This window comes from Micromonospora sp. NPDC005237 (assembly GCF_040607775.1).
Classification (GTDB): Bacteria; Actinomycetota; Actinomycetes; order Mycobacteriales; family Micromonosporaceae; genus Micromonospora.
In genome coordinates this window covers 608,220-631,012 of record NZ_JBEXHJ010000002.1, presented here as the reverse complement: position 1 = coordinate 631,012, position 22,793 = coordinate 608,220, and the positions used below count along the sequence as shown (strand labels likewise).

The 22,793-nt window shown below is 72.2% G+C and carries 22 protein-coding genes and 1 pseudogene; 7 read left to right on the top strand and 16 right to left on the bottom strand.

All coding sequences use genetic code 11. The features are described from left to right. From topA to ABZT87_RS07850, 6 genes are all read right to left on the bottom strand, one after another. Positions 1–2,841 (bottom strand): type I DNA topoisomerase, encoded by a 2,841-nt coding sequence (gene topA, locus ABZT87_RS07875; RefSeq protein WP_355134339.1) that lies wholly within the window; start codon positions 2,839–2,841, stop codon positions 1–3. Positions 2,842–3,262: 421 nt separating this feature from the next. After that, complete coding sequence (locus tag ABZT87_RS07870) at positions 3,263–3,826, bottom strand: hypothetical protein (RefSeq protein WP_355134617.1); 564 nt, start codon at positions 3,824–3,826, stop codon at positions 3,263–3,265. A 176-nt stretch (positions 3,827–4,002) separates the two neighbouring features. After that, a complete protein-coding gene (locus ABZT87_RS07865) occupies positions 4,003–4,545 on the bottom strand; it encodes a hypothetical protein (RefSeq protein ID WP_355134337.1) in 543 nt (180 codons plus the stop codon). A gap of 102 nt (positions 4,546–4,647) precedes the next feature. Further along, positions 4,648–7,008, bottom strand: coding sequence for a sodium-translocating pyrophosphatase (locus tag ABZT87_RS07860; protein ID WP_355134335.1), 2,361 nt, complete (start codon positions 7,006–7,008; stop codon positions 4,648–4,650). A 381-nt stretch (positions 7,009–7,389) separates the two neighbouring features. After that, complete coding sequence (locus tag ABZT87_RS07855) at positions 7,390–7,824, bottom strand: ATP-binding protein (protein ID WP_234584146.1); 435 nt, start codon at positions 7,822–7,824, stop codon at positions 7,390–7,392. Next, positions 7,824–8,180, bottom strand: coding sequence for an STAS domain-containing protein (locus tag ABZT87_RS07850; RefSeq protein WP_355134333.1), 357 nt, complete (start codon positions 8,178–8,180; stop codon positions 7,824–7,826). Before ABZT87_RS07850 ends, ABZT87_RS07855 begins: the two co-directional genes overlap by 1 nt. 188 nt (positions 8,181–8,368) lie before the next feature. Between ABZT87_RS07850 and ABZT87_RS07845 the strand changes: the two genes are divergently transcribed. The 3 genes from ABZT87_RS07845 to ABZT87_RS07835 all read left to right on the top strand — a co-directional run bounded on the left by ABZT87_RS07845 (position 8,369) and on the right by ABZT87_RS07835 (position 11,748). Then, entirely contained in the window at positions 8,369–10,747 is a 2,379-nt protein-coding gene (locus ABZT87_RS07845; protein WP_355134615.1) for a DEAD/DEAH box helicase, read from the top strand. Positions 10,748–10,846: 99 nt separating this feature from the next. Further along, a complete protein-coding gene (locus tag ABZT87_RS07840; RefSeq protein ID WP_354860625.1) occupies positions 10,847–11,050 on the top strand; it encodes a hypothetical protein in 204 nt (67 codons plus the stop codon). Between the two features lie 119 nt (positions 11,051–11,169). Beyond that, on the top strand, positions 11,170–11,748 hold the full coding sequence (locus ABZT87_RS07835; protein ID WP_355065448.1) for a hypothetical protein: 579 nt from the start codon (positions 11,170–11,172) through the stop codon (positions 11,746–11,748). Between the two features lie 253 nt (positions 11,749–12,001). Here ABZT87_RS07835 and ABZT87_RS07830 read toward each other — a convergent pair whose 3' ends face one another. The 7 genes from ABZT87_RS07830 to ssd form a co-directional block, all read right to left on the bottom strand. After that, complete coding sequence (locus ABZT87_RS07830) at positions 12,002–12,415, bottom strand: Rv3654c family TadE-like protein (RefSeq protein WP_355134331.1); 414 nt, start codon at positions 12,413–12,415, stop codon at positions 12,002–12,004. Then, positions 12,415–12,729 carry a TadE family type IV pilus minor pilin gene (locus tag ABZT87_RS07825; RefSeq protein ID WP_355134613.1) on the bottom strand — a complete coding sequence of 105 codons (315 nt, stop codon included), beginning with the start codon at positions 12,727–12,729 and terminating at the stop codon, positions 12,415–12,417. The genes ABZT87_RS07830 and ABZT87_RS07825 overlap by 1 nt, the downstream gene beginning before the upstream one ends. A 113-nt stretch (positions 12,730–12,842) precedes the next feature. Continuing rightward, the gene (locus tag ABZT87_RS07820) at positions 12,843–13,010 is read right to left on the bottom strand and encodes a DUF4244 domain-containing protein (protein WP_234584142.1); all 168 of its coding nucleotides are present in this window, start codon (positions 13,008–13,010) and stop codon (positions 12,843–12,845) included. Between the two features lie 22 nt (positions 13,011–13,032). Beyond that, positions 13,033–13,596: a type II secretion system F family protein gene (locus ABZT87_RS07815; RefSeq protein ID WP_355134611.1), complete on the bottom strand. Its 564-nt coding sequence runs from the start codon at positions 13,594–13,596 to the stop codon at positions 13,033–13,035. 329 nt (positions 13,597–13,925) lie between these two features. Continuing rightward, entirely contained in the window at positions 13,926–15,089 is a 1,164-nt protein-coding gene (locus ABZT87_RS07810; protein WP_355134329.1) for a hypothetical protein, read from the bottom strand. Then, on the bottom strand, positions 15,086–16,297 hold the full coding sequence (locus tag ABZT87_RS07805; RefSeq protein WP_355134327.1) for a TadA family conjugal transfer-associated ATPase: 1,212 nt from the start codon (positions 16,295–16,297) through the stop codon (positions 15,086–15,088). The genes ABZT87_RS07810 and ABZT87_RS07805 overlap by 4 nt, the downstream gene beginning before the upstream one ends. Further along, a complete protein-coding gene (gene ssd / locus ABZT87_RS07800) occupies positions 16,294–17,397 on the bottom strand; it encodes a septum site-determining protein Ssd (RefSeq protein WP_355134325.1) in 1,104 nt (367 codons plus the stop codon). The genes ABZT87_RS07805 and ssd overlap by 4 nt, the downstream gene beginning before the upstream one ends. A 259-nt stretch (positions 17,398–17,656) precedes the next feature. Between ssd and ABZT87_RS07795 the strand changes: the two genes are divergently transcribed. Then, a complete protein-coding gene (locus ABZT87_RS07795; RefSeq protein ID WP_354860633.1) occupies positions 17,657–18,178 on the top strand; it encodes a SigE family RNA polymerase sigma factor in 522 nt (173 codons plus the stop codon). A 2-nt stretch (positions 18,179–18,180) separates the two neighbouring features. Then, on the top strand, positions 18,181–19,503 hold the full coding sequence (locus tag ABZT87_RS07790; RefSeq protein ID WP_354860634.1) for a hypothetical protein: 1,323 nt from the start codon (positions 18,181–18,183) through the stop codon (positions 19,501–19,503). Between the two features lie 60 nt (positions 19,504–19,563). On the opposite strand, the gene ABZT87_RS07785 is transcribed toward ABZT87_RS07790, so the two are convergent. Together ABZT87_RS07785 and ABZT87_RS07780 are read right to left on the bottom strand one after the other, a co-directional pair. Continuing rightward, the gene (locus ABZT87_RS07785) at positions 19,564–20,571 is read right to left on the bottom strand and encodes a CU044_5270 family protein (RefSeq protein WP_355134323.1); all 1,008 of its coding nucleotides are present in this window, start codon (positions 20,569–20,571) and stop codon (positions 19,564–19,566) included. Then, positions 20,571–21,122: a sigma-70 family RNA polymerase sigma factor gene (locus tag ABZT87_RS07780; RefSeq protein WP_354860409.1), complete on the bottom strand. Its 552-nt coding sequence runs from the start codon at positions 21,120–21,122 to the stop codon at positions 20,571–20,573. The genes ABZT87_RS07785 and ABZT87_RS07780 overlap by 1 nt, the downstream gene beginning before the upstream one ends. On the opposite strand from ABZT87_RS07780, the pseudogene ABZT87_RS07775 reads away from it, so the two are divergent. After that, positions 21,113–21,418: pseudogene (locus ABZT87_RS07775) on the top strand (DUF4240 domain-containing protein); the annotation flags it as partial. The gene ABZT87_RS07780 and the pseudogene ABZT87_RS07775 overlap by 10 nt on opposite strands. 31 nt (positions 21,419–21,449) lie before the next feature. After that, positions 21,450–21,860 (top strand): DUF4240 domain-containing protein, encoded by a 411-nt coding sequence (locus ABZT87_RS07770; protein ID WP_355134321.1) that lies wholly within the window; start codon positions 21,450–21,452, stop codon positions 21,858–21,860. Positions 21,861–22,285: 425 nt separating this feature from the next. On the opposite strand, the gene ABZT87_RS07765 is transcribed toward ABZT87_RS07770, so the two are convergent. After that, positions 22,286–22,793, bottom strand: a 508-nt coding sequence (locus ABZT87_RS07765; protein WP_355134319.1) for a tetratricopeptide repeat protein, incomplete at its 5' end; no start/stop codon positions are given.

The window sequence follows — 22,793 nt, the reverse complement described above, 5'->3', positions numbered from 1 at the left end:
TCACTCCTCGGCAGGACTGGCGGTGGCCTTCTTCGGGACCGCCTTCTTCGCCGGGGCCGCCTTCCTGGCCGCCGTCGCCTTGGCGGTAGTGGTCTTCTTCGCGGCGGTGGACTTGCTGGCGGCGGCCGTCTTCTTGGTCGCCGTGACCTTCTTCGCCGGAGCCTTCTTCGCCGCCGCCTTCTTGCGCGGCGCCGGGCCCTTGGCACGCTTCTCGGCCAACATCTCCGAGGCTTCCTCGAGGCTCAACGCCTCCGGGGTCTGCCCGCGCCGCAGGGACGCGTTGAACTCACCGTCGGTCACGTACGGGCCGAAACGCCCATCCTTGATCACCAGTGGCTTCTCGGTCAGCGGGTCGACGCCCATCTCCCGCAGTGGCGGCGCGGCGGCCCGCCGACCCCGGGTCTTCGGAGCGGCCAGCAGGGCCAACGCCTCGTCCAGGCTGACCGTGAACATCTGCTCTTCGGACTCCAGCGAGCGGAACTCCTCGCCGCGCTTCACGTACGGGCCATAGCGACCGTTGTTGGCGAACACCTCGACCCCGTCGGGCGCGACGCCCACCAGCCGGGGCAGGCTGAGCAGCCGCAGCGCCTCCTCCAGGGAGAGCGAGTCCGGTGTCTGCGAGCGCAGCAGCGACGACTTCCGCTCGCCGCTGGACACGTACGGGCCGAAGCGGCCGGACTTGAGCACGATCGGCTCGCCGGTGGCGGGGTCGTCGCCGAGCTTGCGCTCGCCGCTGCCGCCGAGGAACAGCTCGTGCACCTTCTCCGGGGTCAGCTCGTCCGGGGCCAGGCCCTCGGGGATCGGCGCCCGGTCACCCTGGGTGCCGCCCTCCTCACCCTCGGCAGCCGGTGCCGGCTGCTCGCCGCCGGGCAGCTCCCGTTGCAGGTACGGCCCGTACCGGCCGACCCGCACGACGACCTCGCGCCCGTCGTCGTCGGTGAAGAGCGGGATGGAGTTGACGCTGCGGGCGTCGATTTCGCTGACGTTTTCGGTGACCAGCTTCTTGAGGCCGCCGGAACGGGCGATGTCCTGGTCACCGGCACCGTTGGAGCTGCCGAAATAGAACGCGGTGAGGAAGTCGACCGCGGCGTGGTCACCGCCGGCGATCTCGTCCAGCTCGTTCTCCATGGTGGCGGTGAAGTCGTAGTCGATCAGGCGGGGATAGTGCCGTTCCATCAGCCCGATCACCGCGAAGGCCAGGAACGTGGGGATCATCGCCTGGCCGCGCTTGGTGACGTACCCCCGGTCCTGGATCGTCTGCATGATCGACGCGTAGGTGGACGGGCGGCCGATGCCCAGCTCTTCCAGGGCCTTGACCAGCGACGCCTCGGTGTAGCGCGACGGCGGCTGGGTGTGGTGGCCCTGCGCGGCCAACTCGTCGGCGGTCAGCGGCTGGTCCTTGACCAGGGTGGGCAGCCGGCGCTCGGCGTCCTCGGCCTCGGCGTTCTCGTCGTCGCTGGACTCGACGTAGGCGCGCAGGAAGCCCGGGTCGGTGATGGTCTTGCCGGTCGCGCCGAAGTCGGCCTCCTCCTGGGAGGTGGAGACCGCGCGGATGCGCACAGACACGCTGGAACCGACGGCGTCGGTCATCTGCGAGGCGATGGTCCGCCGCCAGATCAGCTCGTAGAGCTTGAACTCCTCGGCGGACAGCTCCTTGGCCACCTCGCCCGGGGTACGGAAGTTGTCCCCCGCCGGGCGGATCGCCTCGTGCGCCTCCTGCGCGTTCTTCACCTTGCCGGTGTAGCGGCGCGGCTCCGGCGGAACGCTGCGCTCGCCGTACAGCTCGACGATCTGCCGGCGGGCCGCCGAGATGGCGGTCTCCGACAGGTTCACCGAGTCGGTACGCATATAGGTGATGTAGCCGTTCTCGTAGAGCCGCTGCGCGGTACGCATCGTCTGCTGCGAGGACAGGCGCAGCTTGCGGGCCGCCTCCTGCTGGAGCGTGGAGGTGATGAACGGCGCGTACGGGCGGCGGCGGTAGGGCTTCTCCTCGACGCGGGTGACGGTGAACGGCCGCCCGTCGAGCCGGGCCGCCAACCCACGGGCGCCGCTCTCGTCGAGGTGCACGACGCCAGCACCGGCCCGGACGCGACCGGTGGTCGGCTCGAAGTCCTTACCGGTGGCGATCCGGTCACCGTTCAACGCGATCAGGGTGGCGTTGAAGTTTCGCGGACCCTCACCGGCGTTCGCCACGGCGAGGGTGGCCAGGATGTCCCAGTATTCGGCGGTGCGGAACGCCATCCGCTGCCGTTCCCGCTCGACCACGATGCGGGTCGCCACGGACTGCACCCGGCCTGCCGAGAGCCGCGGCATGACCTTCTTCCACAGCACCGGGGACACCTCGTAGCCGTAGAGCCGGTCGAGGATCCGCCGGGCCTCCTGGGCATCGACCAGGTCGCGGTCGATCTCCCGGGGGTTGGCCACCGCCGCCTGGATCGCCGGCTTGGTGATCTCGTGGAAGACCATCCGCTTGACCGGCACCTTGGGCTTGAGCGTCTCCACCAGGTGCCAGGCGATCGCCTCGCCCTCGCGGTCCTCATCCGTGGCCAGGAAGATCTCGTCTACCTCCTTGGCGAGCTTCACCAGCTTGCTGATCTGCTGCCGGCGGTCGGCGGAGACGACGTAGAGGGCGTGGAAGCCGTTGTCGACGTCCACCCCGAGGCGGGCCCAGGACTCGCCCTTGTACTTAGCCGGCACGTCGGCGGCGTTGCGCGGCAGGTCGCGGACGTGACCGAAGCTGGCCTCCACGACGTACCCCGGGCCGAGGTAGCCCGAGATCGTCTTGGCCTTCGCCGGTGACTCGACGATGACCAGACGGGTGGTTCCAGCTTTGCTCGGCACGTCTCTGTCGACCTCACTCCTGCTCGTGGCCTGCCGGCGCCTACGACAGCGACCGCTCTCGACCCCGCCGCGGCACCGGCGGTCCGGATGTCCAACGTAACGCGCCGTCCGCGTTTCGGGTTTCGCGGGCGGCAATCCGCTGCGGCGCGGCGGTCAACTCCCGCCCCGCCGTGCTCGGCACTGCCGGACGGCGCCACCGTACACCGTGAGTAGGGCTCGAAGCGGGTCACTGTGACGATGGCGGACCCCAACCGGCCCATTCAAGCCCAGCTGTCCAACACCAGACACCGCACCCGCCCTCACCCCGCGCCACCCCCGCTCACATCGATCATGGGGTTGTGGTGGGCGTTTAGGCCCCGAAAGAGAAGTACGTCCACCACCACAACTCCAAGATCGACGCCGACGAGCGGCGGAACCACGGTCAGGGCCAGGCGTCCGTTGGCGCCGCCGGTGGCGGTGGGCCGACCAGCTCGGCGAGCCGCGCCAACCGGCGCCGGCCGGTGATCCGGTACGCCGGGCCGCCCTCGCCGGGGCCGAGCAACGTGCCGGCCAGGCCGGCGGCGGCGAGGGCGGCGCCGATCGCGTCCCACGACTCCTGGTCGCCCTCGCCGAGCCGCAGCAGGAAGCCGCTGGGCGGTTCCGGCGTCCCGGCGGCGGCGAGCCAGAGCCGCAGCCGCCGGCCGGTCAGGTGGAAGACGGCCGGCGGGCGCTTCGCCGGGCCGTGCAGCCAGGCGACCGCGAGCGGCTTCAACAGCCGGGTGTACGACGTCCGGACGGTGTGTCGCTCGTCCTCGGTCGGCTCCCAGCTCGCGGCCAGTCCGCGCTGCGCCAGTTCGGCGACGAGCACGTGCACCCGCCAGGCGGCGTCCACCCGCACCGCGAGCCGGGCGGTGCCGCCCATCCGGACCACCTCGCCCGGCCCGGCCAGCAGCCCGGCCAGATCGGCGACCGCCGGTTCGGCGGCATCCGCGCCGAAGAAGACCAGTTGCCGCCCCGCGTCGTCGGCGTGCGGCGGCCCGGGACGACTCGACTCCGATCGGGCCGGGCCGCCGCGTCGCCGGCTGGCACCCGACGTCGCCGGGCCGGTGTCCGGCGGATCGGGCTCGGGTGCGGGGAACAGCGCCGGCAGCGACTGCGCCGCCGGAGAGTCACCGAGCCCGTTCAGCGACACTCCGGCACCTCGTCGAAGGCCTGTTTCAACTCCTCGGAGTTGAGCTGGCTGGTGTCCAGAGCGCTGGCGTCGTACTCCTTGTTCAGCGTCTCGACGGCGGCCCGCACGCCGTCGTAGAAGGCGTCCGGCTCGCCGGTGCCCAACCCCTCGATGGTGTCCCGGGCCCGGCCGTAGGCGTCCCGCATCTTGCTCAGCGAGCTGCGGAACCCGGCCGAGATGGCCTCGCCGTTGTCGGTCTCCGGGACCCCGGCCTGCTCGACCTTGCGGCGCGCGGTCTCACTGGCCTGCTCCGCGCCACCGAAGAGCCGCACCAAGTTCTCCTTGGCCTGCGCCGGAGTGGTCTGCGCCGTCATCTGCTGGTCGGTGCTGCTGGTCAACTTGCTGATCTCGGAGCGCCACGGCGTGAGCGCGCCGCAGACCGACGCCGCCCAGGCCCGCGGGCTGGGCCCACCACCGCAGCCGGAGAGGACGACGACGAGCGTGGCCAGGACCACCGTGAGCTTTCCGGCGGCAGACGCCCGGCACGTACGCATGCGTTGCAGCGTACGGCCTCCGGCCAGGCGTGGCACCGGTCCGGATGGCCGGGGTCCCCGCCCGACAGGTACGTCGAGCGGGGACTCCGGTGCCGGTGTCGCTCAGGCGTTGACCGTCTCCGGCCGGTGGTCGGCGCTGCCCGCGCCGGTGTTGCCACCGGCGTCGGAGTCGTCCATCGCGATGCCCTTGCGCTTGCTGAAGACCACCGACGCCACGATGATCAGCGTCGCGACCAGCGCGATGCCCACCCGCAGTGCCACGTTGCGGTCGTCACCGACGCTGTACGCCACCACGGCGGGCGCGATCAGCAGCGAGACCAGGTTCATCACCTTGATCAGCGGGTTGATCGCCGGGCCGGCGGTGTCCTTGAACGGGTCACCGACGGTGTCGCCGATGACCGTGGCGGCGTGCGCCTCGGAACCCTTGCCGCCGTACGCGCCGTCCTCGACCAGCTTCTTGGCGTTGTCCCACGCGCCACCGGAGTTGGCCAGGAAGACCGCCATCAGGGTGCCGGCCCCGATCGCGCCGGCGAGGTACGCCGCCAGCGCGCCGGGCCCGAGGCCGAAGCCGACCGCGATCGGCGCCAGAATGGCGAGCAGACCGGGGGTCATCAGCTCGCGCTGCGCGTCCCGGGTGCAGATGTCGACGACCTTGCCGTACTCCGGGCGCTGGGTGCGGTCCATGATGCCGGGCAGCTCACGGAACTGCCGGCGCACCTCCATCACCACGGCGCCGGCCGAGCGGGACACCGCGTTGATGGCCAGCCCGGAGAAGAGGAAGACGACCGCCGCACCGATGATCAGGCCGACCAGGTTGCGCGGGTTGGCCAGGTTAAGCGCGTTGAGGATCTCTGCCTCGACGTTGCTCACCTTCGCGTCCCCGTACGCGGCTTTCAGGGTGTCCGTGTACGAGCCGAACAGCGCGGTCGCCGCCAGCACCGCCGTGGCGATCGCGATGCCCTTGGTGATCGCCTTGGTGGTGTTGCCGACCGCGTCCAGCTCGGTGAGCGTCCGCGCGCCGTGCTCGTCGATGTCGCCGGACATCTCGGCGATGCCCTGGGCGTTGTCGGAGATCGGCCCGAAGGTGTCCATGGCGACGATGACGCCGACCGTGGTGAGCAGGCCGGTGCCGGCCAGCGCCACCGCGAACAGCGACAGCGTGATGGAGCTGCCGCCGAGCAGGAACGCCCCGAAGACGCCGGCGCCGATCAGCAGCGCCGAGTAGACCGCCGACTCCAGCCCGATGCTGATGCCGGCGAGGATCACCGTGGCGGCGCCGGTCTGCGAGCTCTTGCCGATGTCCTGCACCGGCCGGCGGTTGGTCTCGGTGAAGTACCCGGTCAGCGCCTGGATCGCCGCGGCCAGCACGATGCCGATCACGACCGCGCCGATGGCCACCAGTCGCGGGTTGCGGTCGACGTCGGTGAGGCCACCCTCCAGCTCGACGAAGGTCGCCGGCAGGTACGCGTACGCGGCGATCGCCACCAGCACCGCGGAGATCACGGCGGAGATGTAGAAGGCCCGGTTGATCGCGGTGAGGCCGCTGCGGTCGGAGGCGCGCAGCCGGGTGATGAAGACGCCGACGATGGCGACCAGCACGCCGATGGTGGAGATGATCAGCGGGAAGACCAGACCGTCCTCGCCGAAGGCGGCGCGGCCGAGGATCAGCGCGGCGACCAGCGTCACCGCGTACGACTCGAAGAGGTCGGCGGCCATGCCGGCGCAGTCACCGACGTTGTCGCCCACGTTGTCGGCGATGGTGGCGGCGTTGCGCGGATCGTCCTCGGGGATGCCCTGCTCGACCTTGCCGACCAGGTCGGCGCCGACGTCGGCGGCCTTGGTGAAGATGCCGCCGCCGACCCGCATGAACATCGCCAGCAGCGCGGCGCCGAAGCCGAAGCCCTCCAGCACCGTGGGCGCGTCACCCCGGTAGACCAGGACGACGAGCGCGGCGCCGAAGAGGCCGAGGCCCACGGTGAGGAAGCCGACCACGCCGCCGGTCCGGAAGGCGATCTTCATGGCCGCCTCGCGGCCACCCTGTCGCTCCCGGGCGGCGGCGGCCACGCGCAGGTTGGCGCGGGTCGCCAGCCACATGCCGGCGCCGCCGATGGACGCGCTGAACACGGCGCCCACGACGAAGAAGAGCGAGCGGCCGAGCTTCACGGCCATCTCGCTGCCGTCGGTGTCGTGCACCGGCAGCAGGAAGAGCAGCACCACGGCGACGACGACGAAGATCGCCAAGGTGCGGAACTGGCGGAGCAGGTAGGCCGAGGCGCCCTCCTGGACCGCCCCCGAGATCTCCTGCATATTCGTGGTGCCCTTGCCGGCTGCCAGCACCGTCTTCGTCAGCGCGGCGGCGAAGACGAGCGCCACCAGCGCGATGACCGCGGCGATGACGACGTATGTGACATTGCTTCCGGTAAGGGAAAGCCCGCCGCCATCGGCGGCCAAGGTCTCGGACATCTGTGTCCTCCTGTTACCGAACACTCGCGTCGACGGGTGGAGACGCACCGGTCGACGCCTGGATGCGGACTCGCAAGCGCGCGCCAACCCACCCCAGCGGACCAGCGATGACCACCCATACCCGCTGGCTGCGGGTTGGATCACTTGCTGACAACCCGGGTACTGTAGCCCTCCACAGTGTTCGAGGTCACACCGAGGTGGCACCGTGTCTCGATGATCTTCGTCGCTGTGTTATGAAACGAAATCTGATATAGGACCCGATCCATGACGAGAAGGCCGCACCCCCGCCGGGGATGCGGCCTTCTTCAGCAGTTCTGGGCCTTCTTCAGGAGTTCTGGGCCTTCTTCGGCAGTGCTCGGCCTTCTTCGGCAGTTCCTCGGGTCAGCGGCCGACCGGCCACACCATCCGCACCTCGGTGCCGATGCCCTCGTCGACCGGGCGCACCTGCAGGTCCTCGACGAAGCCCGCGAGCAGGGCGAACCCGACGCCCGTGGTCAACGCCTCGTCGGTCAGTGACTCGTTGGCCAACTCGTCCGGCGGCAACGCCGCCAGCCCGATGCCGGCCTCGATCGGCGCACGGTCCACCACCCGCACCGCGTACGTGCCGCCGTCGGACATCTCCACCAGCACCGGATCGGCCAGGCCGTACTGCCGGTGCAGGGCGACCGCCCGGGTGCACGCCTCACCGATGGCCAGGCGCACCTCGTCCAGCAGATCCTCGCGGACACCGGCACGCCGGGCGACGGCGACGCCGACCAGTCGGGCGGTACGCACGTGCACCGGCGCCGGGGAGAAGGAGAGCCGGACCGTCGCCATCACGCGTTGGCGCCGGTCGGGCCCGCACCGACCGCCGCCTCGACCGTGGGGTGCAGCGGGAACACCTGGTCCAGCGCCGTGATCCGGAAGATCTTGAGCAGCGGCTCCTTGTCACAGACCAGGGCGAACGAGCCGCTGGCCGTCCGCAGCCGCTTGTGCGCGCCCACCAGCACGCCCAGCCCGGTGGAGTCGAGGAAGTCCACCCGCCCGAGGTCCACGACCACGTGCCGGGCGCCACCGTCGATCAGCTCGAGGAGTCGTTCGCGGAGCCGGGGCGCGGTGTAGACGTCCACCTCACCGCCGACCTCGAGCACCGTGTGCTCGCCCACGGTGCGCGTCGCCAACGACAGCTCCATCGGTCCTCCTCGCCAGAGCCGTAAACTCTCCTGGGCATCTAACCACTACCGCCGGGGCACCCTGCGGTCACCGGCGGAGGCTTCCCCTTACCCCCGGCCCCGGCTTTTCATCTCCGAACACCAGTGCGAGAGTGCAGGACGTGACCTCCAACGACTTCATCTCGGCGCGTCCTACGCCGCGCCGTGACCTGGAGTCGTCCGCCGCGCCCACCGTATCCGCAGGTCACGACGCCGGACCAGCGCCGGTCGACCTGCTGCGCCGGCTGCGCGCCCGGGGTGCCGGCGACCCGGTCACCCACGTCGAGCGGGTGCCCGCCCGGGTCGGGGTGCCCGCCCCCTGGCCGGCGTGGGCGCCGCCGGAGCTGCGGGCGGCGTTCGCCCGCCGCGGCGTGGTCGCGCCCTGGCAGCACCAGGCCGAGGCGGCCACCCTGGCGTACGACGGCGGCCACGTGATCGTCGCCACCGGCACCGCGTCCGGCAAGTCGCTGGCGTACCAGCTCCCGGCGCTGGCCACGTTGCTCGCCGACCCTCGGGCCACCGTGCTCTACCTGGCGCCGACCAAGGCCCTCGCCGCTGACCAGCTGCGGGCCGTCGCCGGCCTCGAGCTGGAGGGGGTACGCCCCGCCTGCTACGACGGGGACACGCCGCGTGCCGAACGGGAGTGGATCCGCCGGCACTCCCGCTTCGTGCTGACCAACCCCGACATGCTGCACCACGGCATCCTGCCCGGCCACGCCCAGTGGTCCGGTTTCCTGCGCCGGCTGGCGTACGTGGTGATCGACGAGTGCCACACCTACCGGGGTGTGTTCGGCTCGCACGTCGCGCACGTACTGCGCCGACTACGCCGGCAGTGCGCCCGCTTCGGGGCCACCCCGGTGTTCGTGCTCGCCTCGGCGACCTCCGGCGACCCCGCGACCGCCGCCGGCCGACTGACCGGCCTGCCGGTGACGGCGGTCACCGAGGACGCCTCACCGCGCGGCGGGGTGACCTTCGCGCTCTGGGAGCCGCCGCTGCTCCCACCCGACTCGACCGCCCCTGCGGTGCCCGCGCAGGCGGCCGGCGACCACGACGCCACCACGGACCTCGTCCAGGTCCGCCGCTCGGCGCTGCGGGAGACCGCGGACCTGCTCGCCGACACGGTCGCCGAGGGGGTACGCACGCTCGCGTTCGTCCGGTCCCGCAAGGGCGCCGAGGTGGTGGCGGCCAACGCGCGCCGGGCACTGGACGACGCGGTCCCGGGGCTCGGTGGCCGGGTCGCCGCCTACCGGGGCGGCTACCTGCGCGAGGAGCGGCGCGAGCTGGAACGTGCCCTGCTGCACGGTGACCTGCTCGGTCTGGCCTCCACCAACGCGCTGGAGCTGGGCGTGGACCTGGTCGGTCTGGACGCGGTGCTGATCTGCGGCTATCCGGGCACCCGGGCGTCACTGTGGCAGCAGGCGGGCCGCGCCGGGCGGTCCGGCCAGGAGGCCCTCGCCGTGCTGGTGGCGCGGGACGACCCGCTGGACACCTACCTGGTGCACCACCCGGAGGCGATCTTCGGTGCGCCGGTCGAGGCGACGGTGCTCGACCCGGCCAACCCGTACGTGCTGGCGCCGCAGTTGGCCTGCGCGGCCGTCGAGGCGCCACTCACCCCGGCCGATCTGGCGCTCTTCGGCGACGGGGCGAAGGAGGCCATCGACCAGTTGGTCGAGGCGGGCGCGCTGCGGCAGCGGCCCACCGGCTGGTACTGGCGGCACCGCGAGCGCCCCGAGGTGGACCTGCGCGGCGAGGGCGGCGCCCCGGTCTGCGTGGTGGAGTCGGCCACCGGTCGGCTGCTCGGCACGGTCGACGGCGGCTCGTCGCACTTCCTGCTCCACCCCGGCGCGGTCTACCTGCACCAGGGCATCTCGTACGTGGTCGACGACCTCGACCTGGCCGACGGCTGCGCGCTGGTGCACGTCGAGGAGCCGGACTGGTCCACCCACGCCCGGGACGTCACGGACCTGTCCGTGGTGTCGGTGCGCTCCTACGTGGACGCCGGACCGGTCGGGATGTTCCTCGGTGAGGTGGACGTGACCAGCCAGGTCGTGTCGTACCAGCGGCGCCGGATCGCCACCGGCGAGGTGATCGACACCCGGCCGCTCGACCTGCCCACCCGGGAGCTGCGCACGGTGGCGGTCTGGTTCACGCTGTCACCGCGGTCGCTGGCCTCCGCAGGGGTCCAGCAGGCCGACGTGCCGGGTGCGCTGCACGCCGCCGAACACGCCGCGATCGGCCTGCTTCCGCTGATGGCGACGTGCGACAGGTGGGACATCGGCGGGCTCTCCACCGCCCTGCACCCGGACACCGAGGCGCCGACGGTCTTCGTCTACGACGGGCATCCGGGCGGCGCCGGCTTCGCCGAGCGGGCCTACGGGACGGCGTCGGCGTGGCTGCGCGCCACGCGGGACGCCATCGCGGAGTGCGGCTGCGAGACCGGCTGCCCGTCCTGCGTGCAGTCGCCGAAATGCGGCAACGGCAACAACCCGCTCTCCAAGCCGGACGCGATCCGGGTGCTCGACGTGGTGCTGGAGAATCTGCCCGCCTGAGGCACCTTGCATGAATCCCGATGGCACTGGGCACAATGGCATGGGAGCGCTTCCATCGATGCTTGTGTTCCAGTTAGCCCCCGCGCCCGAGGAGAAGCCGTGGCCGACACGATCGCTGAGACCGTCGACCTGCTCTACACCATCGACCAGGATCACCTCACCCTCGACCAGCAGATCGCACTCGGGGCGGCGCTGGCCGCCCTGGCTCAGGCGGAACGACTGGAGCAGATCAACGAACGGCTGCGCAGCATCCACCAGGTGCTCAACACCTGGTCGTTGCGCGCGACCGTGGACGGCCGCTGACCTTCGCGGGGCCGGTCCCGCGGGGCGGACCGGTCGGGGTGGGACCACCACGGCCACGGGCCGGCGGTGGTTGCCCGGCTGTGCGAGACTCCGGCGCACCATCCCCCTGAGGAGAACACATGCAGCTCGACAACTTGCAGACCCTGCAGCAGTTCCACATCCGCCAGCGGCTGCGGATGATGGTCAACCAGTACGAGGTCCGGGCGGTCGCGCCGGACGGCACCGAGGGCGAGCTGCTGGCGTTCGCGCAGCAGAAGCGGCTCGCCTTCAAGGAGCAGGTGACGATCTACACCGACGACTCCAAGCAGCAGCCCCTGCTCGGCTTCAAGGCCCGCCAGCGCATCGACCTCGGCGCGACGTACGACGTCACCGACGCGGCCGGCAACGCGATCGGCCTGTTCCGCAAGGACTTCGCCCAGTCGCTGCTCCGCTCCACCTGGCACGTCGAGCAGGCCGGCCTGCCGCAGGTGACGGGTCAGGAGCGCAGCCTGCCGGTGGCACTGCTGCGCCGGTTCGTCGACTCGCTGTCCTGGCTGCCGTACCACTTCGACTTCACCGCCGGTGGCCAGCCGATCTTCTCCGTGGTGAAGAAGTGGGGCCTGCGCGACAAGTACATCGTCGAGGTGCAGAACCCGCAGATCGACCGTCGTCTCGTCATCGCGATGGCCGTCGCCCTCGACGCGCTCCAGTCCCGCTGACGCACCCCGGCTCGCACCCAGCGACCCACCCCCTCGGCCGCTGACCGGGACAGGGCCCGCAACCCTGTCCCGGCCAGCCGGCCGCGGTCGGATAGCCCCGGCGGTCGGATAGCCCGGCGGTCGGATCAGCCCGGCGGTCGGATAGCCCGGCGGTCGGATCAGCCCGGCGGTCGGATCAGCTGGGCGTAACCCGTCGGCGCGACCCGCGGCCCGAAGACACCGGCCAGCCCGGTGGTATCCAGCGGGGCCTTGTTCAGCCGCGCACCGGGCCGGCGCGGGCCGTCGACGCGGCGACCCGGGTCAGGCCCGGAAGGGGTGTGAACGCCACTTCGACGGTCACCAGCACGTCCAGCCCGTCGAGGAGACAGTCGATCAGGCGGCCAGCGTTGCGGTGGACGATGTCCGCGGCGGACGCGCACGCCACCGCGTCGCCGTCGAGCGCCCGGACAGCGCCAGCCAGCGCACCGAGATCAGCGGCCACCGCCGCCCGCTGAGCCGCCATCCCCGCTGCGGCGACGGCGGCACCGAACGTCCCGACCAGCACGAAGACCAGTCCCAACGCGAGCAGTAGCAGGGTGGCGCCACCTCGCTCCGCGTCCGGTCGACCGCCATCGTGTCGCTCGGCCTTCGGGCCGTGCCCACGGGCCCGAGCGTCGGGGTGCCGCATCACCAACTCCCCTCGCTGGCGCCTGGCTCCACGGCTGCGACCGCTGTCGCGACAACGGTGATCCGTGGTAGCCGGCCGCCCAGCGCGCGGACGGGCGCGCGGACCGTCGCCTGCACCCGGTCGCCGTTGATCGACACCGACACCTCTGCTCCCGGTGGCGCCGCGCGCTCCCCATCTGCGCTGTCGGCTCCCCGGGCGGCGGCCAACGCCACCTCCCGGGCCGTGTGCAGGCAACTCGCCTGGGTGCTGACGGCGTTGACCGGGGTCAGGCCGGCGAGCAGCAGCAGGAGGAGCGCCGGCAGGCCGGCCGCCAGCTCGGCGGTGAAGGAGCCCCGGTCGCCGCCGACGAGGTGGGCCGACCAGCTACCGTCGCACGCCCGCCCGGGGGTACCCGGTTCCCGACCATGGCCGACCTGCCGGCGCCCGATCACTTGAGCGCCCGGTCGATGACGGCGGTCAACGCCGACTGGACGTTGCCGGAGGTCAGCACCTTCAACAGGATCCCGGCGAAAGCCACTGCGGCGAGCGTGCCGACGGCGTACTCGGCGGTGTTCATCCCGTCGTCGCCGCGGAGTCGGGCGATGAGTTTGCGCATGCGTCTTTCCTTTCTCGAAGGGTCAGAGCACGTCGCCGAGGACGGCGACGATCACCGGCACCAGGCCGGCGAGAATGAACGCGGGCAGGAAGCACAGCCCCAGCGGCAGCACGATGAGTACGCCAGCCCGGCGGGCCGACGCCTCGGCGGCGGTGGCCCGGTCGGCCCGCAGGTCATCAGCGAGACGGGTCAACGCACCGGCCAGCGCGGCGCCGCTGTTGGCCGAGCGGAATGCCGCCGCGGCCATCCGGTCCGCTCCCGGCACCCCGTCCAACGCCGACCACGCCTCGGCCGGGCCACCGCCGAGGAGCAGGGTGCGGCCGACCCGGGCCAGTCGGCTGGCGAGTGGGCCGTCCAGCGCCTCGGCCACGGCCAGCACCGAGCGGTCCACCGGCGCACCCGCCCGCATCGCCGCCGCCAGCAGGTCCGCGGCGAGCGGCAGGTCGGCGGCTTCCCGGAGTCGCCGGCCGCGCGCCGCCGGGGACTCGATCCGCCGCAGCAGCACGTCCAGCAGGACCGCGGTCGGAACCGCACCGAGCAGCCCGAACCAGCCCCCGACGACCACCGCCACGGCGAGCCCGGCCATCCCTGCCGCGAGCCGGATCGCGTCCGGTCGCCGCCGCCTCTCCACACCGCCCCTACCCGAGCCGCCCTGAGCCAGCGAGCCGCCCTGAGCCAGCGAGCCGCGCCGACCCGCCGAGCCGGCTGGGCGCTCCGAACCGCCCGGAACGGCCTGACGCTCCACGCCGTCGGGGCGCACGGCACCGTTCCGACCCGGCCATCCGTCCCGGCCCGGCCAGCCGCCCTGGGTCACCCGCCGGGGTGGGCGAGCCGGGCCGCGCTGGCGCAGCCGCAGCGGCACCACGAGAAGGGCTGCGACCACCAGACCGGCAGCCACGAGCAGCGCCGGGGACATCAGGCGCCCCGACCTGGCGTCGCGCCCAGCCGCTCGGCCCAGAACAGGCCGACGACCTGCAGGGCGACCGCGAGGACCGCGCAGACCCCACCGACCGTGCTGTGCAGGAGCACCGCCAAGGGATCGACCCCGATCCCGTAGCCGAGCGCGATCCCGCCGAGCGGCAGGGCCGCCAGCAACCAGGCCGTGGCACGGGCACCCGCCGCCTGTGCCGCTGCGGCGGCCAGGCCCCGGTCGGTCGCCCGGGCGTCCGCCTCGATCCGCTCGACCAGCTCGGCCAGTGGTGCGCCGGTCCGGTCCGCCAGCCGCACGGCGGCCGAGGTCAGCTCGCTAAGCCGGTCCGCTCCGCCCGACCCCTGGACGGCGGCGATCTCCAGGGTTGGCGGGACGGGCAGGCCCGCCCGGAGGTCGGCGGCCAGACCGCAGAGCAGGTCCAGGCCGCGCCGCCGATCCAGCTCGGCGTGCCGGCTCGCCCTCCAGCGGAGCAGAGCGCGCACGGCCAGCGTGCCGTAGCCGGCCACCGCGACCGCGGCCACCGGCCCGGCGGATACGGCACCGACACCCGCCCCCACCAGGCCAACCAGCAGCAGCACACGCCTCGGCGACCGACGCACGCGTACCGGATGGGCCGCGTACGAACCGCCGGCCTTTTCGTCCGCCGGGTCAATGAGGCGGTGGTCCGCCGGGTCGACCCGGCTGTGGCCCGGATGCTCGACGGCCACCAGGGTCTCGGTCTCCGGCCGGGCAGTGGCAGCCGGGCGGCGAGGATCCCGACGGATCGGCGGACGTGCCGGGCCTGCCGGTCGCGTGGATCCCCCCGGGCCGCCGGTCGCCCTCGGGCGGCTCGGGCTGTCGTCAAGGTCCCGAGTGGACCAGGCGACAACCGCCCGCCCGCTGCTGGACGCCGACGTGCCCGGCGGGTACGAGAGGGCACCCGGGTGGGCCGAGGCCGACACGCCGCCGAGCTCATCGGTCGGCCCGCCCTGGCCACGAGCGAGGCCCCTGATCCATTCCACCAGGGCGTCGTCCGACTCAGCGCCGGTGGTGCCACGGCCCGGTGCCAGCACCCGGCGGCGGCGTGCCCGGACGCTCTGCACAGGCCAGGCCACCAGAGCCGCGGCGGCCAGCAGCAGCGCCACCACCAGCGCAGTCCCGCCGGTCATGCCGGGCCTGCCGATCCAGGCCACGGCTCGCTGAGGATCGGGGGCACCGCCACGCCCCGGTCTCGCAGCAGCGTGCCGAAGGTACGCGCGGCCAGCCCCAACCCACGTCCACGTACCCAGGCGGGCACCACGGTGGCCAGTCGCTCGGGCCCCTCGGGAAGCAGCAGACAGATCGACTCGAGGACACGACCCTGGTCTCCTCGGCGTACCTGAAGCAGCACCTGGAGCGCGGCGACCACCTGGGCATGCAGCGCGGCGCGGGGCAGCCCGCCCAGCATGCCGAGCGCCTCCAGCCGGGCCGGCACGTCGGACGGGGTGTTGGCGTGCAGCGTGCCGGCGCCACCGTCGTGGCCGGTGTTCAGCGCGGCCAGCAGGTCGACCACCTCCGCGCCCCGGCACTCCCCGACCACCAGCCGGTCCGGGCGCATCCGCAACGCCTGCCGGACCAGGTCGCCGAGGCTGACGACGCCCGTCCCCTCGACGTTGGCGGTACGGGCCTGGAGCCCGACCGCGTGCGGGTGCCCCGGTTGCAACTCGGCCGCGTCCTCCACCAGGACGATCCGCTCGGTGGCGGGCACCAGCCCGAGCAACGTGTTGAGCAGGGTGGTCTTGCCCGAGCCCGTGCCGCCGGTGACCAGGTACGCCAGCCGGGCAGCGACGACGGCGGCGAGCAGTGGCGCCACCGGTCGCGGCACCGTCCCCTGGCGCACCAGTTCGTCGAGGGTGAACGGGCGGTGCCGGAACGTCCGCAGGGACAGGTAGGGCCCCTCGGTCGCCACCGGCGGCAGCACGGCGTGCAGCCGGGTGCCGTCGGGAAGCCGGGCGTCCGCGTACGGGGAGCCGTCGTCGAGCCGCCGTCCTGCGCTGGCGATCAGTCGCTGCGCCAGCCGGCGGACGTCCTCGACCGAGCCCACCGGGACCGCCACCTGGTGCAGCCCCGCGCCCCGGTCGACCCAGACGCGAACACCGTTCACCAGGACGTCGGTCACCTCCGGATCGGCCAGCAGCGGGGCCAGCGGCCCGGCGCCGACGAGGTCGTCGTGCACCCGGTCGGCGATCCGCAGTACGGCGGTGTCGCCCAACACCGCAGCGGTGGGCTCGGCGCGTACGGCAGACACGATCGTCGCCGGGGTGACCGGGTCGGTGGCGGCGGCGATCCGCTGCCGCACCCGGGCCGCGAAGGTGCCGTCCTCCGGCCGGCCGCTCATGCCGCACCCGTCGCGGGGACGCCGGTGAGGTCCGCGACGATCCGCCGGCAGAGAGTGGCGAGCGGGCCTTTGCCGGCCGCCGCCGGCGCCTCGCCGCGTTCGAGACCCCGGCAGAGCCCGGGTTCGGGCCGCAGCGTGCCCGCGAGCGGAAGCCCGAGTGCCCGTGCCACCTCGGTGGCGCGCAGGCGGCCCGGGGCGGGCCCGCGCACCACCACCGAGAGCGCGGCGCAGTGTGGGGCGGCCGCGGCGACCACCCGGGCGGCTGCCGCGGTGGCACGCAGCTCCGCCGGCACGACGACGAACGCCTGGTCGGCTGCCTGCAACGCGACCACGGCGGCGTCGTCCAACTGTCGGGGCAGGTCGATCACCACGAAGTCCCGGCCACGGTGCGCGGCGTCGACGGTCGCCGCCATCGCGGCGGCGGGCAGTGCCAGCATCTCGCCGCGATCCCAGGAGAGCACCACCAGGTCGCCCCGGCTCGGCAGGGCGTGGACCAGCGCCGGCGCGTCCACCCGCCCGTCCGCGTCGGTGAGCGACGGCCAGCGCAGCCCTTCCAGCTGCTCCCAGCCCAAGACGAGATCGAGGCCGCCACCGAGCGGGTCGGCGTCGATGAGCAGGGTGCGCAGTCGGGCTCGCGCCGCGGTCACGGCGAGCCCGCCCGCGAGCACGCTCGCGCCGGCACCGCCCCGGCCGCCGAACAGCGCGACGACCTGGGCACCCGGGCCGGCCGGCTGATCGGGACCCTGCTCGGCCAGGCGATCCACCAGCCAGGGCTCGGCGGCGGGCAGTGCGGCGACGTGCTCGGCGCCGATCAGCTCGGCGATCTGCCAGCCGGGGTCGAGTTGGCTGGCCCAGCCGACCAGCACCAGCCGCGGCCGCTTCGGCAGTCGGGCGCGCAGGCACGCCTGCGCCTGGTCGGCGCCGAGCAGCACCAGCGGCGCGGGACCCCAGCGGGTGCGGGCTGCGGCCGGGTCGGCGGCGAGCTCCACCTCGGTGCCGCCGGCGGCGGCGAGCCGGAGCAGGTCGTCGAGCAGGTCGCCGTCGCCTGTGACGACCAGCGGGAGCCGTCGGATCGGCGGAACGGAGGTACGGGGTGCCATCGCGGCCTCCAGCGCTCGGGATCAGATGCACCGCTGACCCTGCTCGCGATCGGCCCCGGGCACCGGCCCGAGCACGCCACCTGTGGACAACTTTGGGTGCTGTGGACAACGCCCGGGGAGGGAGTTGATCTGCTAGGCGCGCGGGCCGAGGTCACTGTTGCGCCAGCAGGATCGGCCCATCGCGCGCGCGAACTGACGCGCACCGGTAAACCAGCGGACGTGTCGCGGTGTCCTGCTTGATGACGAGACCGGAGGTCAGATGCGAGATTCGCGGGGCGCGGAGTTCGACGAGTTCGTCCGTACACGCTCGGGTGCGCTGTTGCGTGTCGCCTACCTGCTGACGGGCGATCGGCATGCCGCAGAGGATCTGCTGCAGGAGGTTCTGGAGCAGATGTACGTGCGCTGGCGTCGCGTGCAGGCCAGTCCGGAGGCCTACGCACGACGTGCACTGATCAACCGATCGATCAACCGGTGGCGAAGACGTAGGCGGCGACCCGAGCAGACCTTGGACGACCACGACGTTGTCACGCGGGACCACGCGGACGACATCGCGCTTCGCCGGGCGGTCGTCGCGGCACTGCGCGACCTACCGGCTCGGCAACGCGCGGCCGTCGTGCTCCGATACCTGGAAGATCTCCCAACCGCCGACGTTGCCGCAGCTCTGGGCTGTTCCGAGGGAACAGTGAAGAGCCATACCTCGCGCGGATTGGCTCGCCTGCGGACGGCGCTTGCCGGGCCAGGTCTCGTCATGTCCACCATCGAAAGGGAGAGTTCGCGGTGAACATGAGTGACAACGACGTGCGGGAGGTCCTGCACCGGGCAACCAGCCACCTCAGTGGTCGACCCGACCTGTTGGAAAATGTGCGCCGTGGCGGCCGGCGGCGAGTCCGGCGCTTCCGGGTCGCGCTGACTGCCGTCTGCGCCGCCGTCGTGGCTGTCCCCCTGGGGGGTGCGCTCACGGTCCCGGTCTGGCGCGACACGCCCGAGGTGACCTCGCCGATGTTCAACGAACCGACCAAGGGCGACCTGGCTGGTGACGACGCGTACCTGCGTCAGGTCCGTGCGGCATGGCGGCGGCAACTGGAACGCTCGGGCGATACGCAGATGCCGGGTGACCCACACGTCGTGTGGGCGGGAAGAACGCCGGCCGGCCCTGCTGCCTACGTCGCTTACGCCAGCACGACCGATCGGAACGAGGGCGCGGGGGACAACCACATCGGATGGGCGGCGTTCGTCGAGCCAACCGGGGGTGGTCCACAGGTCAGGGCGATCGAAGCCCTCACCGACGACCCACGGCAGCGTAGTACGCAGGCCGCATTGCTCGGGGCGGAGCGCGACGTGCTCCTCGTCCTCGACAGCGGGCAGCCGATGGAGTTCTCGCCCGAACTGCGGTACACGCCGGACGGCAGGATCAGCCGCACCTACCAGCCGGTGAAATTCGAGGACGGCGCGGCGATCCTGCGGATACCCCCGCAGAAGACGAAAGTCACCGTCGCTCTCTCCTTCACGCCCGTGAGCGAACGGAACACCGTGCAGATCCTCGGTGCCGCAGACGTCCTCTTTTCCAATGAAAGCGGTCGCCGGGACGTACAGCGAATCAAACGAACCCTGCCGGGTGCCGAACAGGTGTGGGGCGGCGACCCCAGTGATCCCCGATACGAAGGCGACCGGTCCGTTTACGAGGTCAGCGCCGGGCCCGAAGCTCTCGCCGCATGGGACGATGTTGCCGGCCTCCATGCCCCGGGAGACGCCCCTGAGCTGTACGTCTACGGGGCGACGGCCGACGGTCGACGGTTACTCCTGCAGAGCATCCAGTACGACAGCGACCCCGCTCGCGTCATTGCGCTGCTCGCACGCGGTGATGCTCCTCTCGAAGCCGTGGCCAGCGCGTTCGCCGACTGGACGGCGCCGTTGCCGGTCCGGCTGCGCCTGCCGGACGACCAGGGCATCCTCGTTGCCGCCGAGGGCTCAGCGCTGAGTTATCGGAGCGACGCCGGCCAGTGGCACGACGCCGGCCGTGACGCGGCGCTGCTGCCGCCCACCGCCACCGAGGTACGCGTAACCGCCACCGGCGGCACCGTAAGCACGGTGTCTCTCACGTCCTGACTTGCGAGATGCGGACACACGTCGGGGCCGCTCCCTCGGGAGCGGCCCCGACGTCGGTGGTCAGCCGATCCGGTCGGTCCAGGTCGTGTCCAGGATCAGCTGGTACGCGCTGATCCGCACCGGGGCCAGCGTCAGCAGCTCGTGGGCGAGCAACTCACCCGTCCTTGGGTCGAAGATCAGCAGAGACTGCTGGTCGTGTTCGCGGTCGTCGAAGGTGACCGCCACGCCAGCCCGGCCCGCGCGATCGGTCACCCGCCCCCGCCAGCGGAAACCGGGCACGTCGGCGAGTACCCGCAGCACTTCCGCCCGGGTCGCACGCGGCACGACGTACCGCGCGTAGAGCGTACTGACCTCCTTGCTCGCCGCACCCGGGCCGTACTCGACCTGGAGCAGTTCGCGCAACTGCGACGGGTCGGCCGGCGGTGGTGTGAGCTCCATGGGCGGCAGGGGGATCATGGCCCCCGGATTGCCGCCGACTGCTGGACCCGCTCCGAGTTTGCGCTGCCAGTAGGCACGAGACTCCTGGTCCGGGTACTGCGGCTCCAGCTGCGTGTTGATCTGGCTGCCGGTCCCGTCGGCGGCCTGCCAGACCTTCGACTCACCGGCGAACGCGACGTGGTGACGGCCATCGGCTGAGGTCATCACCGGATCGCCCCACACCTTCGTGTGGTGGTACATGTAGCGACCGCCGTGCAGGTCGTACTCCGCGTCCTTGATCTTGCTGGCCAGCGCGCGCAGCTGCGGGCCGGCCGCCGGTGGGTCGGCGTCGAACTGGTACGCGACCGGCACGAGCACCGTTCCCACCGCGCCACCGGGCCCTCCCGGACTGTCCGGCTTGTGCTCATCGAACGGCTGGAGGACGGCCACCGCGCCGGCCGCCACCGCCAGCGTCCCGGCCGTCAGGACCAGCCGGCGAGTCGGGCGTACGCGACGACGCCCGTCGTCCGGCTCGGTGGCGTCGGCCCGGTCGATCAGATCGCGCGCCGAGGCCGGCGGCGGTGCGACGGCGACGCTGCGCGCGGGGTCGGCCGGACCGAGGAGGGTACGGGTTCGCTCTGCTCCGAACATCACAGATCCTCTCGGGTGGTCGCCAGCACCGGACGCCGGGATGGAACCGGCCGGTCGGACATCGCTTCGCTGAGACGGCGGCGGGCGCGATGCAGACGGACCGCCGCGGTCGCGCGGGTGCAGCCGAGAACCTGGGCCGCTTCGGACACCGTCAACTCCTCCCAGCCGATCAGCCGGAGGATCTCCTGATCGAGATCGCCGAGGGTGGCCAGCGCGGCCCGAACGTCGGCGATCCCCACGCTCGTGTCGGCGCCGGACGAGTCGGCCACCCTCGCCAGCTCGGCGGCGGTGATCGGCACGACGTCGGGGGCGGTACGCCGGGAGCGCCACTGGTTCGCCAGCAGGCGGCGGGCCACCCCGTACAGCCAGGGCAGGCTGCGGTCCGGAACCTCGCCGCGACGACGCCACGCGACGACGAAGACCTCCTGAGCGAGCTCGGCCGACGCCTCGGAGTCGGCGAGCCGACGCAGGCCGTACCTGACGATGTGCGCGTAATCGGCGGCGTAGAGGCTGTTGAACCAGCCCTCGTCGCGTTTCTCCGGTGGACCCACCCGAACCCCCATTGCCTCGGCGACCCTCACCCTGGCTTGTGTCGCGGGAGGCCCGACGATTACCGCCCGGATCGCTTTCGTGGTCCCAGCGCCCTCTCCTGTCAGACCCATCGTGGACACTCCTGGCCGTGCATGTGGACGAGTTCTGGAGTGTCGTGGAGCGGGCACGAGCCGCGGCAGGCACAGCGGCGGACCAACCCCAACGCGACGGTCAGCCGAGCGCGGTCGCCGAGGCCCTGGTGGCGGAGCTGATGCGGCTCCCGCTGCCGCACATCGTCGCGTTCGACCAGGTGCTCGACGAGGTGGTGGACCAGGCCGACACCTGGGATGTCTGCGCGGCATGCTGGATCATCGAGTACGTTCCTTTCCGACGACGGGTTCTCCGACTTCCAGGCCGGGCTTGTCGGTCTGGGCAGAAGAGCGTTCGAGTCGGTTGTGCGCGACCCCGACTCGCTCGCCGACCATCCCGCCGTGCGGCAGATAAGCGCTTCGGAAGGCCGCGACCTGTGGATCGGCGACGAGGCTCTCCAGTTCGCCGCGGAGACGGCGTACGAGCAGCTGACGGGTAACTCCGAGGCCTTCTGGGACGCCGTCGAGGCAACGCGATCTGCGACCCCGCCAGAGCCCAGCCCGGAGCCTGACGACGATCGCTGGGACCTTCGCGACGAGGACGAGTGGCGAAGGCGGCTGCCTCGGCTCCTCGAGCTGTTCCGCGCCCGCCGACTCGCGATGGAGTAGCCGGTCAGCTGCTGTGGCGCGCTCCCATGGAAAGGGACGACCCCCGTCGGGGGGAAAGTGACCTGACGTAGCAACGAGTGTGATCGGGTGCCGTACCGCGTGGTCAGACGTATCGGTCGTGCCGTCGAGCATGATCGAGTGTGGCTACGCGGTACGGCGTTCGCTGACGATCTGCTGACTCGGATGACGCGCTGCGGGCGCCCGAGGACGGCCGGAGGCCGCCCGCAGGGCAGTCCGCAGCGCGTGGCCAACTCCCCGGACCACTGCCTTGCAAAGATCAAGACTGCTGTCAGCCAAAGTCGGTGGCTGCCGCTGGCCTGCTCGCCGTGCCGTCCGCCGTCGGCCCCAGACCGTGTCCGTCGGCCGGCTTGGCTGTACAGCTGGCTGTACCAGCCGGCCCTTCGTTCGAGCACGCGTACGCAGTGCTATCGGTCGTCATCAGGTGTTGCCTCGTGCTGCCGACCGTGCCCCCCATGGTTCTTCCTATAGTGCGTGTCGGCCTTAGGGGCTTCCGCTCCCTTCGTGCTACTCCCTGCAGCATAAGTAGCCTTCTGAAGGTTGGCTGCAATCGCTCGGGTCCCACGATCGTCGCCGAGGACCCGCCGCCGGTCGGCCAGTACCTGCTCGTACAGGGGGATCGCCTCATCGATCCGCCCCACCGTCTGGTAGGCGTAGGCCAGGTTGCCACCCGAGGCCAGAGTGTCCGGGTGGTCGTCACCCAGGACCCGCCGACAACCAACCAGCACCTGCTCGTACAGGGGGATCGCCTCATCGATCCGCCCCACCGTCTGGTAGGCGTAGGCCAGGTTGCCACCCGAGGCCAGAGTGCTCGGGTGGTCGTCACCCAGGACCCGCCGCCGGTCGGCCAGCACCTGCTCGAACAGGGGGATCGCCTCATCGATCCGCCCTACTGCCCGGTAGGCGCCCGCCAGG

What these genes read in the sequence shown, in the direction of transcription:
- ABZT87_RS07865 (WP_355134337.1), bottom strand. Translation starts at nt 4,545, where the DNA reads ATGCGTACGTGCCGGGCGTCTGCCGCCGGAAAGCTCACGGTGGTCCTG.
- ABZT87_RS07860 (WP_355134335.1), bottom strand. Translation starts at nt 7,008, where the DNA reads ATGTCCGAGACCTTGGCCGCCGATGGCGGCGGGCTTTCCCTTACCGGA.
- ABZT87_RS07855 (WP_234584146.1), bottom strand. Translation starts at nt 7,824, where the DNA reads ATGGCGACGGTCCGGCTCTCCTTCTCCCCGGCGCCGGTGCACGTGCGT.
- ABZT87_RS07850 (WP_355134333.1), bottom strand. Translation starts at nt 8,180, where the DNA reads ATGGAGCTGTCGTTGGCGACGCGCACCGTGGGCGAGCACACGGTGCTC.
- ABZT87_RS07835 (WP_355065448.1), top strand. Translation starts at nt 11,170, where the DNA reads ATGCAGCTCGACAACTTGCAGACCCTGCAGCAGTTCCACATCCGCCAG.
- ABZT87_RS07830 (WP_355134331.1), bottom strand. Translation starts at nt 12,415, where the DNA reads ATGCGGCACCCCGACGCTCGGGCCCGTGGGCACGGCCCGAAGGCCGAG.
- ABZT87_RS07820 (WP_234584142.1), bottom strand. Translation starts at nt 13,010, where the DNA reads ATGCGCAAACTCATCGCCCGACTCCGCGGCGACGACGGGATGAACACC.
- ABZT87_RS07815 (WP_355134611.1), bottom strand. Translation starts at nt 13,596, where the DNA reads ATGGCCGGGCTCGCCGTGGCGGTGGTCGTCGGGGGCTGGTTCGGGCTG.
- ABZT87_RS07810 (WP_355134329.1), bottom strand. Translation starts at nt 15,089, where the DNA reads ATGACCGGCGGGACTGCGCTGGTGGTGGCGCTGCTGCTGGCCGCCGCG.
- ABZT87_RS07805 (WP_355134327.1), bottom strand. Translation starts at nt 16,297, where the DNA reads ATGAGCGGCCGGCCGGAGGACGGCACCTTCGCGGCCCGGGTGCGGCAG.
- ssd (WP_355134325.1), bottom strand. Translation starts at nt 17,397, where the DNA reads ATGGCACCCCGTACCTCCGTTCCGCCGATCCGACGGCTCCCGCTGGTC.
- ABZT87_RS07795 (WP_354860633.1), top strand. Translation starts at nt 17,657, where the DNA reads ATGCGAGATTCGCGGGGCGCGGAGTTCGACGAGTTCGTCCGTACACGC.
- ABZT87_RS07790 (WP_354860634.1), top strand. Translation starts at nt 18,181, where the DNA reads ATGAGTGACAACGACGTGCGGGAGGTCCTGCACCGGGCAACCAGCCAC.
- ABZT87_RS07785 (WP_355134323.1), bottom strand. Translation starts at nt 20,571, where the DNA reads ATGTTCGGAGCAGAGCGAACCCGTACCCTCCTCGGTCCGGCCGACCCC.
- ABZT87_RS07770 (WP_355134321.1), top strand. Translation starts at nt 21,450, where the DNA reads ATGTCTGCGCGGCATGCTGGATCATCGAGTACGTTCCTTTCCGACGAC.